10 protein-coding genes and 1 tRNA gene are annotated in these 14,552 nt (G+C 56.9%); 4 read left to right on the top strand and 7 right to left on the bottom strand.

Translation table 11 applies throughout. The features are described 5' to 3' along the window. Positions 1 to 77: 77 nt before the first annotated feature. Both GKA01_RS05650 and GKA01_RS05645 read left to right on the top strand, forming a co-directional pair. Positions 78 to 1,733, top strand: a complete 1,656-nt coding sequence (locus GKA01_RS05650) for an ABC transporter permease family protein (RefSeq protein WP_146860068.1) — start codon at positions 78 to 80, stop codon at positions 1,731 to 1,733. Positions 1,734 to 1,758: 25 nt separating this feature from the next. Beyond that, entirely contained in the window at positions 1,759 to 3,072 is a 1,314-nt protein-coding gene (locus tag GKA01_RS05645; RefSeq protein ID WP_146860065.1) for an ABC transporter ATP-binding protein, read from the top strand. Between the two features lie 12 nt (positions 3,073 to 3,084). Here the strand turns inward: GKA01_RS05645 and msrA are convergent, their stop codons facing one another. Continuing rightward, positions 3,085 to 3,645: a peptide-methionine (S)-S-oxide reductase MsrA gene (msrA, locus tag GKA01_RS05640; RefSeq protein WP_146860063.1), complete on the bottom strand. Its 561-nt coding sequence runs from the start codon at positions 3,643 to 3,645 to the stop codon at positions 3,085 to 3,087. Positions 3,646 to 3,742: 97 nt separating this feature from the next. Then, the gene (locus GKA01_RS05635) at positions 3,743 to 5,689 is read right to left on the bottom strand and encodes a CocE/NonD family hydrolase (RefSeq protein ID WP_146860062.1); all 1,947 of its coding nucleotides are present in this window, start codon (positions 5,687 to 5,689) and stop codon (positions 3,743 to 3,745) included. Positions 5,690 to 5,841: 152 nt separating this feature from the next. Between GKA01_RS05635 and ilvD the strand changes: the two genes are divergently transcribed. Continuing rightward, positions 5,842 to 7,698 carry a dihydroxy-acid dehydratase gene (gene ilvD / locus GKA01_RS05630; protein ID WP_146860265.1) on the top strand — a complete coding sequence of 619 codons (1,857 nt, stop codon included), beginning with the start codon at positions 5,842 to 5,844 and terminating at the stop codon, positions 7,696 to 7,698. Here the strand turns inward: ilvD and GKA01_RS05625 are convergent. The 4 genes from GKA01_RS05625 to GKA01_RS05610 all read right to left on the bottom strand — a co-directional run bounded on the left by GKA01_RS05625 (position 7,676) and on the right by GKA01_RS05610 (position 13,279). Continuing rightward, on the bottom strand, positions 7,676 to 8,449 hold the full coding sequence (locus tag GKA01_RS05625; protein ID WP_244289171.1) for an alpha/beta fold hydrolase: 774 nt from the start codon (positions 8,447 to 8,449) through the stop codon (positions 7,676 to 7,678). The genes ilvD and GKA01_RS05625 overlap by 23 nt on opposite strands. A gap of 97 nt (positions 8,450 to 8,546) precedes the next feature. Continuing rightward, entirely contained in the window at positions 8,547 to 11,213 is a 2,667-nt protein-coding gene (locus GKA01_RS05620) for a valine--tRNA ligase (protein WP_146860058.1), read from the bottom strand. 56 nt (positions 11,214 to 11,269) lie between these two features. Continuing rightward, on the bottom strand, positions 11,270 to 11,509 hold the full coding sequence (locus GKA01_RS13775; protein WP_244289170.1) for a DUF2497 domain-containing protein: 240 nt from the start codon (positions 11,507 to 11,509) through the stop codon (positions 11,270 to 11,272). A gap of 312 nt (positions 11,510 to 11,821) precedes the next feature. Next, the gene (locus GKA01_RS05610) at positions 11,822 to 13,279 is read right to left on the bottom strand and encodes a TolC family outer membrane protein (RefSeq protein ID WP_194265805.1); all 1,458 of its coding nucleotides are present in this window, start codon (positions 13,277 to 13,279) and stop codon (positions 11,822 to 11,824) included. Between the two features lie 156 nt (positions 13,280 to 13,435). On the opposite strand from GKA01_RS05610, the gene GKA01_RS05605 reads away from it, so the two are divergent. After that, positions 13,436 to 13,509, top strand: a tRNA-Cys gene (locus GKA01_RS05605). 52 nt (positions 13,510 to 13,561) lie between these two features. On the opposite strand, the gene GKA01_RS05600 is transcribed toward GKA01_RS05605, so the two are convergent. Continuing rightward, positions 13,562 to 14,542 (bottom strand): tyrosine-type recombinase/integrase, encoded by a 981-nt coding sequence (locus tag GKA01_RS05600; protein ID WP_167506321.1) that lies wholly within the window; start codon positions 14,540 to 14,542, stop codon positions 13,562 to 13,564. Positions 14,543 to 14,552 lie beyond the last annotated feature (10 nt).

Below are 14,552 nucleotides of genomic sequence, written 5' to 3'. Positions count from 1 at the left end.
ATGCAGAAAACACTTGAGCCCTCCGGACGTCTCTTTCTAACGTCTGATTTTCAGACTGACAGGGGAACACGCGCATCATGACGGGCAGCCCCATGGCCATGCCCCTGAGGATCATGCATCGCTGGCGCCAGCGCATGAGCGGTGTCGAACTGTCGATCCTGTTCTGTGCGACGGCTTTTGCTCTGCTAGTCGTGCATCGTGGCCCGGTTCCCCCTGTTCTCTCCGCCGCGCCACCGGGAGCCGTTCTCTCTTTGGGGCAGGCTTTGCTGCGGATGGGCGCACTGACACTCGTGCATGTCGTCCTGTCATTACAGATCGTTGTTCTTGGCTCCCTGATTCTCTCCGGGGCAGCATGCCATTGGCCGCGTTTCCGCTCCTTTCTTGTTCCTGCCCTGTCAGTCGCACGCGCGGTTCCTGGTCTGGGGCTGATCGGCATGATTGGCGCTGTAGCGTCTCCGTCGCTGACAATCATGCTCGTGGCGGCATCCAGCATGATCTGGCGGATCGTAACAGCGGTGCTGGACGCGGAGGACACGCTTCCCCTTGCGCTGGACGAAGTCGCGACGGGCCTTCGTATGACGGGCTGGCAGCGATTCTGGCGCCTGCAGATTCCCATGTCTGTCCCGTTGTCGACCTTCCGTGCCATTCAGGCCATGCCAGCCTTCTGGGTTCGCCTTATTGCGTCCGAAGGTCTCATGATGCTGATGAACCATGAAGCTTCAGGGGGATGCGGCGCGGAAATCCTCCGTGCCACACTGGATCATCATGTGAGTGGCATCGTTGAAGGCTCTCTTCTTGTTCTTGTTCTGATCGTTTTGGTCGATCAGTGCATCATGCGCCCAATGACCGGATGGTCACAGCGCTACCGCCCCGAAGGCCCGGTTCATGAGCGCTCGCGTCAGCAGTCCTGGCTCCTGGGAGTTTGGCGTCGGACAAAAGCCCTCCTATGGCTCAGTGAGGGCATAGGAGCGGCTCTGACATGGATTGGCAACTGGCGGATCGGGCACGCCCATACCGTCAACTCCGCCTCCTCAGGTAGGGTGCAGCGCCTGCCGGAAGCCGTCTTTCCGACCCTCTCTCTGCTTCTTCTGGCATACGCGATTCACCATGCTGGTCTTTTCCGTCTGCTTTCATCCGATCTTGCCGAAAGCGTCCTTACTTTTGCGCATGTATGTGGGACGTTGTTCCTGTGCGTTCTGGTGTGGGTTCCGCTCGGTCTCTTCATCAGCGAGAGAGGATCCTCCCTGTCCAGTCCGTTTCGGAATGCTGTGGCCGCCTGTGGCCTCTTTCCGGCGGTTCTGCTCTATCCGCTCTGCCGGGAACTTGGGCTGAATTCAGCCGTCATCCTGCTGTTTCTCGGGGCGCACTGGCTGGTGGGAATCGTCGTTCTTGACGCCGCCAAAGCCATTCCATCGGGGTTGCGACAGGTCGCCACCGGGCTGAGGCTTCGTGGAAGTCTGCTGTGGCGTCGGCTTCTTCTGCCTGCGATTGCCCCTGAACTGTGCGGCGGTCTTCTGACGGCGGTGGTTCCCGTGTGGAATGCGGTGATGGTGGCCGAGGCTTTTGTCCCTGCTGAAAGCGGTCTTGGCGCACGTCTTCTGTCGGAAGTTCTGGATGGCGCCCTCGGAGCGCAGATTCTGGCGCTCATGCTCCTGACCCTTCTGTCCATGCTTCTGGACCGTCTGGTCCTGCAACCTCTCGCCGTGAATGCGGCCCAGAAATATACTCTCTGAACCTCAGGCCAAAGCTCACAGACCCATGCAATCTCTGCTCTCCCTTCGCGAATGTCGCCAGACCTATCTTAAGGAAAGCAGCACGGATCTGGTCGTGTTGGATCATGTGAGTTTCGATGTCCGGGCGGGAGAGATTCTTGGTCTTCTTGGTCGGTCGGGTTCGGGAAAATCGTCACTGCTGCGGATCATGGCGGGCCTCACGCCGCCGATGTCCGGGCAGGTACTATGGCAGGGATCCCCTGTCACCGGACCGTTGGACGGGGTGGCAACCGTGTTCCAGTCCGGGGCTCTATTTCCGTGGCTGACCCTTCGGCAGAATGTGACGCTGGGGCTTGAAATGCGCAGGCTGCCCCGCATGGAACGCGAAGTCATGACCGACGCCGCAATCGAGGTCATGGGGCTGGAAGGGTATGAAAACGCATATCCCAAGGAACTGTCGGACGCACTCAGCCAGCGTGTCTCCTTCGCCCGTGCTCTGGCGCTTCAGCCTTCGCTGCTGTTGCTGGACGAGCCGTTTTCGGCGCTCGATGTGCTGAGTGCTGAAAACCTGCGTACCGACCTGATCGAACTGTGGGACGAAAAACGCCTGCCGCTCAAGGCCATGCTTCTGGCGACGCACGGGATCGAGGAAGCGGTCCTGATGTGTGACAGGATTCTCATTTTCTCCTCCAGCCCAGGCCGTGTGACCCATGAAATCGCCGTGCCATTCCCTCATCCCCGCAATCGCGAGGACGAGGATTTCCGTCGCTTTGTGGATCAGATCTACACTCTTATGACGCGGCGGGCTCCCATCGTGTCTGAAGCGAACCCTGTCCAGCCATCGGCCGCGACTGGCAATACCCTGCCGCCCTTTTCCATTGTTCTCCCGGATCTGGCCGTTGAGGTTCTGGTGGGCCTCATGGAGGTGCTGGGAAGCGAACCTCTGTCCGGGCGGGCGGATCTTCCCGAACTTGCCCAGAGACTTCAGATGACGCTGGACGATCTCCTGCCTTTGGGAGAATCGCTTCAGCTTCTGGATCTGGCCGAGCTTGAGGATGGCGATATTCTGCTTTCGCCGGATGGACGGGCTTTTGTCGAAGGCGACTCAGATACCCGAAAGGATCTGATGCGGACGGCTCTCCTTCACCATCTTCCCGTACTGCGTTCAATCCGCAGCACGCTGGATGAACGGTCGAGTCACGTCGTCGATGCCGCGAGGTTCCGCAAGGCCATGGAGGAGAATATGTCCCCCGACTACGCGCGTCAGACTCTCACGACGGCGATCGGCTGGGCGCGTTATGCCGAACTCTTTGATTACGACGAGGAAACCGACCGTTTCCATCTGGAAAATGAAGAATAGGCGCCGGAATGATTACATCTGATCGGGCTGCTTGAGCCGATCCCGATAGAGCTTTCGGGCTTTTGCCACTTTCGGAGCAACTACGGCGGAGCAGTATGCCGTCTGTGGGTTGCGGGCGAAATAATCGTGGTGCTTTTCCTCGGCAGGCCAGAACTGAACAGGGCCTTCAATCAGCGTTACGACCGGTTCGGACCAGAGCCCTTCCGCGATCAGTTCATCCCGGACCTTAAGAGCCGTCTGCTGCTCTTCCTCGGCTCCAAAAATCACAGAACGGTACTGGGTGCCGATATCATTGCCCTGCCGGTTAAGCTGGGTCGGATCATGTGTTGTAAAAAATACGCGCAGGACATCGTCCAGGCCGATTTCTACCGGATCGAAAACGACCTTGACGACTTCAGCATGACCTGTCCGGCCTGTGCAGACATCTTCGTAACTCGGGTTCGGAGTGCTTCCGCCCGCATAGCCCGGCTCTGCGGAAATGATGCCGCGTAGACCACTGAAGACGGCCTCCACACACCAGAAGCAGCCTCCGCCGAGCAGAATGGATGACAGCGCGTGAGAAGGAGTTGTCATGTGAAGCTCCGTTAAAAGGGACAGCCCTCCATATGGGAAGGCTGTCAGGGTTTGACGAGTTGCAGAGTAGTATCTTTAGCCGGGAGCCTGGCGGAAATCAGGGCGCGGCCTTGACGGTCGGAAGCCAGATCGCACTGGCATGGTCGCCGCCGCGATGGATGGTCTGGGTCGCCGTGCGGTAGTCTGAGGCTTTCGCCTCGAAGATGTTGGGTACAAAGGTCTGCGGGTTACGGTCATAGAGCGGGAACCAGCTCGACTGGATCTGCACCATGATCCGGTGCCCCTTCTGGAAAACATGGTTCATGGCCGGAAGCGTGAACTTGTATTCCTGTACCTGCCCAACCGGAATGGCGGTCGGATGATCGAAGTTTTGACGGTAGCGGCCGCGGAAAATATCCATGGACATCGGCAGTTCGTACCCGCCCATCTGCGGATTGTCGGGCGTCAGACCCGGCTGGACATCAATGATTTTGACGACCCAGTCCGCATCCGTCCCCGTGGTGCTGGCAAAAATATCGGCCGTGGGTACACCGGATACCGTAACGGGCGAATCGAGAACGGGCGTTTCATAGGTCAGGACATCGGGGCGGCTTTCAGCGAAACGCTGGTCAGTCACGAGCCAAGCTTTCCAGCGCGGATCTTCGCCCATTGTATAGGGACGCTCCACGAACGGAACGGGATGTGCGGGGTCCGAAATGTAGCTGTCCGCCCCAGGCAGGGTCCGTCTGAATGCCAGCCCATGATCAGGCTGAAGATACAGCCTCTCCCCCTTCTGCATGCAGGTCGTGCCGCAGTCGCTCAGCCAGTTACGGAAATGATCCCAGTGGTTTTCGCCGGTATTGTAGATGATGGCTTCGTCCAGATGCGGATCGGGCGTATTCAGCAGATAGTGGTCAAAGAACGGGCGCATAACGTTCGCGCGATACCAGAGTGCCGTATCGCCATCAAAATGCAGCGGGCCAAGCGTGGAGCCATCGTAATTCACGCCACTATGACGCCACGGCCCCATGACGAGAATATTCGGGACCTGCGTGTGATGCGCCTTCAGATTCATCCAGGAATGAATGGCGCCCCACATGTCTTCCTGATCCCATAGCCCCTGCTCCCAGATGGTCGGAACCTTGAGCGGCTTTTTCACGATAAGCTGGTCAAGGGCCTGTTCCTGCCAGAACGCATCATAGGCCGGATGGGCCTTCATGCGCCGCCACCAGGGAAACTGGTCCAGACCCGCTTTCGTGGCGAAATTCCCGGTGGAGACATCCGCCAGAAAGGTCGTGTAGTCGTCTGCATCCGGACGCGGAATGGAAGGGCCGGACCCTGCTTCAGTCATCTGCGCGGTGAAATAGTCCAGTCCCGGTTGCCGGAAGGCGCCATAATGGAACCAGTCATCTCCCATCCAGCCATCAACCATCGGGCTTTCGGGTGCAGCGACCTTCAATGCTGGGTGTGGATCAAGAAGCGCCATGACCACCGTCCAGCCTTCATAGGACGAACCGGTCATGCCAACGCGACCGTTGCTCTCCGGCAGGTTCTTAACCAGCCAATCGATCGTGTCCCAGGCATCCGTGGTATCGTCCGTCTTGGTCGGGTTCAGCGGGCCGATCGGCGGCCGCGTCATAACGTAATCACCCTGTGAGCCATATTTGCCGCGGATATCCTGAAAGACGCGGATGTAACCCTCATCTACGAAAACCCCGTCTCCCTGCGGAAGAATGGCGCGCATGGTGGGCGCATTCGGAACCCGATTGACGCGTTCGCTGGCATGATATGGCGTGCGGGTCAGCAGGATTGGAGCGTTTTTCGCACCTTTGGGAATGACGATGACCGTATGCAGCTTAATACCATCGCGCATCGGGATCATTACGTCGCGCTTGATGTAGTCGCGTTGATCGACGGGCATGCTGATATGGGTAGGAATATCGCTGCCCTTTTGGATCATGTCGGCAGTGACGGCGGAACGGGGGGCGGAGGGTTCGGCAGCATGCGCGGCATACAGGCAGCTCACGGCCAGAGCTGTGCCGAGGCTCAGAAAATGACGTCTCACAAAAAGCTCCTGATCTTTGTTGCGAGTTTGGACCGGACGGAGTCTTCCGGGCAAGGGGAGCCCGTCCGGCTTTTCATATCTTTCCTGCACTGGCTTCCCCGCGTCTGATTCGCTATGGAACAGGGGCTTCCTTCGTTATGAAAGTATCGTCCATGCCCGCCTACCGCTCCCGCACCACCACTCACGGCCGCAACATGGCTGGCGCCCGTGCGCTCTGGCGGGCAACGGGCATGAAGGATGGCGATTTCGGCAAACCAATTATCGCTATTGCCAATTCTTTCACACAGTTCGTCCCCGGCCACGTCCATCTGAAAGACATGGGCAGTCTGGTGGCATCCGCGATCGAGGAAGTGGGCGGCATTGCCAAGGAATTCAACACGATCGCAGTCGATGACGGCATCGCGATGGGCCATGGCGGCATGCTGTATTCCCTGCCCTCGCGCGAGCTGATTGCTGATTCCGTGGAATACATGGTCAATGCCCATTGCGCGGATGCCATTGTCTGCATCAGCAACTGCGACAAGATCACGCCGGGCATGCTGATGGCGTCCATGCGCCTGAACATCCCCGTCGTGTTCGTGTCCGGCGGGCCGATGGAAGCAGGAAAGATCAACGGCCCAGGTGTGACGCGTAAGCTTGACCTTGTTGACTCGATGGTGGCGGCTGCTGATCCGGAAGTCTCCGATAGTGAGTCAGAACAGATCGAACGCTCGGCCTGCCCGACCTGCGGATCGTGCTCGGGCATGTTCACAGCCAATTCCATGAACTGCCTGACCGAGGCGCTGGGCCTGTCTCTTCCCGGAAATGGCTCACTTCTCGCTACCCATAGCGACCGTCGCGAGCTGTTCCTGAGCGCTGGGCGTCTGGTCGTGGAACTGGCACGTCGCTGGTACGAACAAGACGATGCCTCCGCCCTGCCCCGCAGCATCGCAACCCGCGCGGCTTTCGAAAATGCCATGACGCTTGATATCGCCATGGGCGGTTCGACCAACACGGTGCTGCATCTTCTGGCCGCTGCCAGCGAAGGCGGCGTTGATTTCCACATGCACGACATCGATCGCCTGTCGCGCCGTGTGCCCAATCTATGCAAGGTCGCCCCGGCTAAAAACGACGTACACATGGAAGACGTCCATCGCGCAGGCGGCATCCCGGCTATTCTGGGTGAACTGAACCGCGCGGGCCTGATCGATACGAGCGTTCCGACCGTCCACGCGCCCACGCTCGGCGATGCACTGAAAAAGTGGGACATCCTGAACGGGGATGAAGAAGCTGCCCATTTGTTCAAGGCCGCTCCTGGTAACGTCCGCACCGTCCATGCATTCTCGCAGTCCAGCCGTTATCATGAACTGGATCAGGACCGCGAAACTGGCGTATTGCGCGACAAGGCCCATGCCTTCTCGCAGGATGGCGGTCTGGCCGTGCTGTATGGCAACCTCGCTGAAGATGGTGCCATCGTCAAAACGGCCGGTGTCGAAGCCAGTATCCTGACCTTCACCGGAACGGCGCGCGTCTTCGAAAGTCAGGATGATGCCGTGGCAGCCATCCTCGGCAACCGCATCGTGGCTGGAGACGTCGTGGTCATCCGTTATGAAGGGCCGAAAGGTGGCCCCGGCATGCAGGAAATGCTGTATCCGACCAGCTATCTGAAATCCAAAGGTCTGGGAAAGGTCTGTGCGCTCATCACGGATGGACGTTTCTCAGGTGGAAGCTCGGGCCTGTCCATCGGCCACATGTCTCCTGAAGCCGCAGAAGGTGGCCTGATCGGATTGGTCGAGGATGGCGATCGTATTGAGATCGATATTCCGAACCGGAGCCTGCATCTGGCTGTTTCAGATTCCGATATCGCAGATCGGCGTGAGCGCATGAACGCCCATGGCTCAGATGCGTGGAAGCCTGATCGTGAGCGTGTCGTCTCCAAAGCTCTTCAGGCCTACGCCGCTATGACGACAAGCGCCGCCCACGGAGCAGTTCGTGACCTGTCGCAAATCACGGTGAAGACGCGGCTCTGATCGCAGTTTCGATGGCGTCCTGCACTTCCGAGGACGCCAGCATTCGGGATGCGACATGCCCGGTTGCCGGAACGAGGGTAATCGTCCAGCCAAAAGGAACATTGAGCTTCTCAGCCTGTTCGCGGGCTTGGGCATAAGCCCATTGACCCCGTTCAAGGCGATTGCGGCCCTGTTCCACCGCAGCCGGTATCCGGTTAATTAGCGGTGACGGCTCCGTATCGTCCGAGCCCAGAATGATTGCGATGTTCCGGGCTAGATAACGCTTCAGATCCGGAAGACCGGCTGGCTGAGACCAGTTTCGGAATCCGTAAGGAACAGGGGTGTCTGTCTCGGGTTCAACATAGGTCGATGGATTCATGATGACTGTCATGATTTCCTCGCCTGGAGCATATGCAGCTACGCGCTCCAGATACTGTGCGCCTGCAGAGTGGCCGATGAGAATGATCGGAATGTTCCGCTCGTTCGAAATACTGCGTGTCCATTGCTCCAATGGCCTCATATACAAGGCGGCCGGTGCAGTATGATGGACGGCAGGGAAACCCCCACGCTGATACTGATCCACTGGGAAACGCGCTACTGGGAAATCCGGAGCGAACACAAGACTGCATTCATGTTTTGCGAGAGGAACCGAATCGTTGCGATACGTTGTGCTATCCCGGTTCTTTCCCGCGAGAACAATTAGAATGGAGCGGATCTGACAGGAGGCAGGTTTAAAAACTGCAACTTCAAGACGTTCACCGGCAATGGTCACATTCTGAAGGCTTCTCCCCTCCGGGAGCGTCCTTGCTGCCGCCGTTCCTGCCAGAGCGGCAAGAACGGTGAGGCAGAGACGAAGCCCAGGCTTCAAATCAGGCAAGACGTCCCAGCGCGGCCTTGAGGCGTGACAGATCGCTCTGGAAGGTCACAAGACGCTCCCGGTTTTCCTCCACGACTTCCGGCTTTGCGCGGGCAACAAAATCCGCATTGTCCAGCTTGCGCGTAACTTTGACGATTTCGCCTTCAATACGGGCAGCTTCCTTGCCAAGCCGCGTGCGTTCAGCATCGAGATCAATCAGCCCTTCAAGCGGGATGAAAACAGTCGCTTCATCAAGTACGATCTGTGCTGCGTTGCGTGGTGTCTCGTCTCCCACCACCCCGACTTCCGATACCCTTGCCATACGGCCAATAGCTTCGGCCCAGGTTCTGGCACGTCGGAGATTTTCCGCAGTTACATCCCGCAGCAGCAGCGGGGCCTTTTGCGACGGCGGGATGTTCATTTCCGAACGGACCGTCCGGACGTCTCCGATAAGGCGGATCACCCAGTCGAGTTCAGCTCGGGCCTCATCCGCCTCGGTGACGGTCATGATCTGTGGCCAGCGGATTTCTTCGAAAGCACCGGGATATCCGAGTTCTTCCCACAGTGTTGCCGTTACAAACGGAATGACCGGCTGCATCAGACGCAGGATCAGCCCCAGCACATGCGCGCTAATGGCCCGCAACTCGGTGGTTTCCTCGTTTTCCGCTGCAAAAACGGGCTTCGAAAATTCCACGAACCAGTCGCAGAAGCGGCTCCAGACAAACCGGTAGCAGCAGTTGGCATATTCATCGAAACGATAGGCCGAGAGAGCCCGCCCTGCTTCTGCGATGGCATCGTTCGCTTCGGTCAGGATCCAGCGTCCAAGCGCGCTTTTGACGCTGGCAGGATCAAATCCTACCGTCGGCTTGGCCCCGTTCATTTCAAGGAAGCGTGCGGCGTTCCAAAGCTTTGTGACAAAAGCACGATGTTCCTCAACGCGCTTGCGCCCAAGCTTGATGTCCCGTCCAGGCCCCGTTCCGGCACAGATCGCAAGGCGCGTCGCATCCGCCCCGAATTCAGCCACAAGATCAAGCGGATCCAGACCATTGCCCTTGGACTTGGACATTTTCTGTCCCTTCTCGTCCCGAACCAGCCCATGGATCAGGACAGTCCGGAACGGAACATCGTCCATGAAATGCAGACCCATCATCATCATCCGGGCAACCCAGAAGAAAATAATGTCAAAGCCAGTTACCAGCACGCTGGTCGGATAGTAACGGGCCAGTTCTTCCGTTCTGTCAGGCCAGCCAAGCGTCGTGAAAGGCCATAGGGCCGAGCTGAACCAGGTGTCCAGAACGTCTTCATCCTGGGTAAGACCTATGCTCGCCCCCGCCTGGGCTTGGGCTTCCTGTTCATTTTCAGCGACGTAGACCTTTCCGTCTGTACCATACCAGGCTGGTATCCGGTGTCCCCACCAGAGCTGCCGGCTGATGCACCAAGGCTGTATATCGCGCATCCAGGCATGGAATGTGTTTTCCCACTGACGCGGTTCAAATGCGATTTTACCATTTTCAACGGCTTCCACTGCTGGTCCGGAGAGTGTTTTTGCATCGCAGTACCATTGCAGGGTCAAACGCGGCTCTACGATCGCGCCGCCACGCTCTGCATAAGGAACCTGAAGTTTGTGTGGCTCGATTTTCTCCAGACATTCCAGACGCTCGAGCTCGGCCACAACCTGCTTGCGGCCCTCTTCCCGGCTCAGCCCCTGTAGGTTTTGCACGAAGGAAACAGAGGCCAGGCCAGCAATGTCCTGAAGTTCAGACTGGATTTCATTAATCCACAGGCAGGCTGTTTCATCGAGAACTGTTGGAGCAGGCAGCCCGTGACGTTTGCCGACTTCAAAGTCGTTGAAATCATGAGCAGGCGTAATTTTTACAGCGCCTGTGCCTTTTTCAGGATCTGAGTGAAGATCTGCGACGACAGGAATGCGTCGCCCTGTCAGGGGAAGAATAACGTTTTTCCCGATCATGTCGGTATAACGTTCGTCTTCGGGATGAACGGCGACTGCAACGTCGCCCAACATTGTTTCGGGCCGGGTCGTGGCAACGGTAAGGGTTCGACCGTCTTCCAGAGGGTAGCGGATATACCACATTGACCCGTTGGTTTCGCGGTTTTCAACTTCCAGATCAGAAATGGCAGATCGGAACTTTGGATCCCAGTTGACCAGGCGACGGTCGCGGTAAATCAGACCTTCATTGTAAAGAGTGACGAACACTTTCCGAACCGCACGGGACAGACCTTCGTCCATCGTGAAGCGTTCACGTTCCCAGTCGGCTGAAGCGCCCAGTTTGCGGAGCTGCTGAACAATGGTGTCGCCATATTCCTGCTTCCATTCCCAAACACGCTCAAGGAATCCGGAACGCCCGAGTGCGGTCCTGCTGCTCCCTTCCTTGTCCAGCGCCCGTTCGACGACCATCTGCGTAGCGATACCCGCATGGTCCGTACCGGGTTGCCAAAGGACGTTGAACCCCTCCTGGCGTTTCCATCGAATGAGCATGTCCTGAAGAACAAAATTCAGAGAGTGACCGAGGTGAAGCGTTCCCGTGACATTCGGTGGCGGAAACATGATCGAAAAAGGCTCTCCCGGCTGTTCGGGATGAGCCCGGAAAGCACCGTTTTTCTCCCACTTATCATAGAGGGTATGTTCATGATCGGCGGGGACGAAGCTTTTTTCGAGCATGGTTATCCAGGAAAATCAGTATAGCAGAAGGAAGCTGTCAGCCTCCTTCGCCCTTCTTACTCCCGTGGACGCAGCCGGGCAATTTCCGCACGGACAAGAATTTCAACCAGCGAGGGCAGATGTGCGTCCAACCATGTGCGAACCATGCTGCGGACTTCTCCGCGGACCATGTCTTCGATTGTAAGGCCACTGCTTTTACTGATGACAGTTTCAGAGGCTAGTGGTGCAGACCCACTGAGAGCCGCATGTAGTTCGTCCAGAGAACGCTCGGCTGCAGCGACGGTCTGCGCATTCATGAGGTCGTCCTTTTCGGGCGCTGAAGCATCAGAGCTGGAAGATTTTGTATTCCCTAAGGAAGTTTGGTCATCGGATTTATCAGTAGTTACCGGGGGAGCTACCATCATGGAGCTGTCCAGGATCAGCTCGTCGCTGTGGTCAGACATGGCCTTTGTATCCTCGCGTTCTGAGGGCTGGAGACTAGTGTGATCCTCGTGGAGGACACGTCTGATCGAGCTCAGGACATCTGACACCGCGGTGTCTTCATTGAGTATGTGCTGGGCCGTGTCGGAAGAGGTCATGGACTTTGAATATTCCGTTTGTTGAAATTTTTATCGGCCAGGCTGATTGATGGCATAATCACTCAGGCCCCAGAGCTTGTTTTTAACGGCGTTATAATAAGCTTTTTCGTCATACAGCGGGACGCCGAGTTTAAGGTCGACGGCTGTGAGACGACCAATTGCCGCCGCTACGGCATAGGATGACGTCACGAGGTTGGAGAGATGCTGGACGAGTGTCCGTTGCGATTGCAGGAGTGTCTGCTGTTGCTGAAGAACTGCCAGTGTGGTGCTTGTTCCCACAAGGGCCTGACGTTCGACCCCGTCCAGCGCGATTACGTTGGCAGATATAGCTGTGCGATCGCTGGAGATTGACTGTTTGAACGACACCATCTGCTGCCAGCTTGATGCAGCTTTCTGCAGTGCTGTTCTGCGTTGGACGTCCACTTCCCGATGAGCTGCCTGTGCATCCTGTCTTGCACCGCGGATTGAGGCGTACTCGGATCCTCCCTGATAGAGGGGAACGGAAAATTCGATTTCGCCGAATTTGTTATCTTGGAGTGAATCGCCGTAAGCCTGATTGACAGATCTCTGATAGTTCAGACTTGCTGACACTTTGGGCATGATCTGCGAAATCTGAACAGAAATGTTATCTTTGCGTTGAGCTTCAGTAAAAAGTGCGTTCACAACTTGGGGATTGTTCTGAACAGCGATAGCTACGGCTTCCTGTTCGCTGCGGACTGGGAGATTTAGCGGTTGGGGCGCCTCGAGGTTCGGAGCTGCTGCAATCCCCACAACCTGCAAGTATGTTGCCTGAGCGCTTTGGAGGGTTCCTTCGGCCTGCTGTCGTTCGGCTGTGGCGCTTGCAAGTGCAGCCTGCGCCTGCGCCACGTCAGTCCGGGTTATTTCTCCAACATGAAAGCGTTCCTGGGTGGCTTCTACCTGCTGCTGAAGGACGTGTTCATTATTGATTGCGATCTGGAGAAGCTGTTCATCTTCAATGATCCCGACATAAGCACTGACAACATTCGTGAAGACGTCCTGTTCAGTCTGTATGAGGTGGGCGCGCTCCGCCATGATCTGATTTGTGGCGGCATGAACGCTGGCTACTGTCTTGCCGCCCTGATAGAGCGGTTGGGTGATACCCACATTGCCCATATAGCCAGGCGTCTGATAGCGGCGTTCACTTCCCAGATAAGCGCCTTTCGACGCATAATTGGTGCTGCCGTCATAATAGGTCAGATTCATGCTGGTTTGGACGGTAGGACGCCAGCCGGCGAGAGCTGTGGGAAGCTGCTCATCTGTAGCCCTGAGATGCGCACGCTCTTCACGGAGGGTTGGATTTGTCAGATAGGCGGTTGCGAGCGCTTCCTGAAGAGTATGGGGCACAAAACTTGGCGAACCGCTGCCATCGTATTTCTGGGCAAGAGCAGTTCCGCTCAGGAGAAGCGATAGCAGACCAAGCCCGATCGGGGCTGTCATTTTCGTCGCGCCATTGCATCCTGAAGTCATGAGATTTCCTGCTCTTTAAGTATGCATCATATCACATCATTATGTGAATCAGTCCTTAATAGCCTGTCAGAAGCTAGAAGAAAAATCCTTCCATAGATCGATTATCAGGCTTGACCCGACGGGGCTCAAAGGGGATATAGCCCCTGTCTCCATCGAGGTCCGGTGGCAGAATGGTGATGTAGCGGACTGCAAATCCGCGTATGTGGGTTCGATTCCCGCCCGGACCTCCAGAGACGATTTCAACCCGCAGAAAACAGCTAATTTCTAGCCGATTTTACAAAACTACGCATTTGGTTTTACAGCCTCAAGCAGTGCCATCGCCTGTTTTGCCAGTCTCCTTTGATCGACTGAGCGCGTGTATCTCTCCACTTCTGATAATGTTTTGTGACCAGTGATCGCTGCGATTTGATGCGTTGTGCACCCCGCCTCTGCCAATCTTTGAGCCGCAGTTTTTCGTAGGCCGTGTGCCGAGAGGTCGGGCGGCAAGCCAGCTGCCAGCGTCCAATCCTTCATCAGATTGCCTAGCGAATCGGAGGAGGGTTTTCGTCCTGGCGTGACCTCCAAATAGTAAGCCTTCACATTTGATGTTGCTGCCAGAGCCAAGGCGAGGTCTTTGAGGATGGGAACCATCAAGCTTGTCCCAGTTTTCTGCTGCGTGACAGCAATCATGCCTTCCTTGATGCAGGCTGGACCGATTTTCACCACGTCTGATCGTCTCTGCCCGGTATAAAGCAGCAGTGCAAAAGCCGTCCGTGCCCGGGATCCAAGAGGCCAATGAGCCTGGAACTGAGCAACCTCTACATTCGTCCATGCCCTTGCCCCTTCTGCCTTCTCTTTGAGGCGTCGGACGTCACGGGATGGATCTATCTGGATCAGGTCCTGCTCTATCGCCAGGCGAAACAGGATGCTGAAGATTCTCAGCCACCGATTTCCGGAGGCTGGCCGGTCCGAGAAGCGATTGATGATAGCTCTGACGTGCTTGGGCTCGAAGTCCGAAACATGGAAGGTGGCAAAATCCTCCCGCATCATCCGCAGGACGATGTTGCGGTGCCCGACCTGTGTTGAGGGCTTGAGCGACAGGAAGGCATTGCTCTTGAGCCAGTCCTCGCATAACCGCGCGAATGTTCCTGTTCCACGGATGGGCTTTGGCTCGTCTTTCGGGATCTGGGCAATGGCCGCATGATAGGCTGACCAAAAGGCGGGATCATCTATGGGTGGGAGGGCCTGACGTGGAAGGCGCGGATGCCTGAAATAGACGCGCACCTTCCCATCC

Source organism: Gluconobacter kanchanaburiensis NBRC 103587 (assembly GCF_007988905.1).
Taxonomy (GTDB): domain Bacteria; phylum Pseudomonadota; class Alphaproteobacteria; order Acetobacterales; family Acetobacteraceae; genus Gluconobacter; species Gluconobacter kanchanaburiensis.
This window is presented reverse-complemented; position numbering and strand designations above follow the sequence as displayed.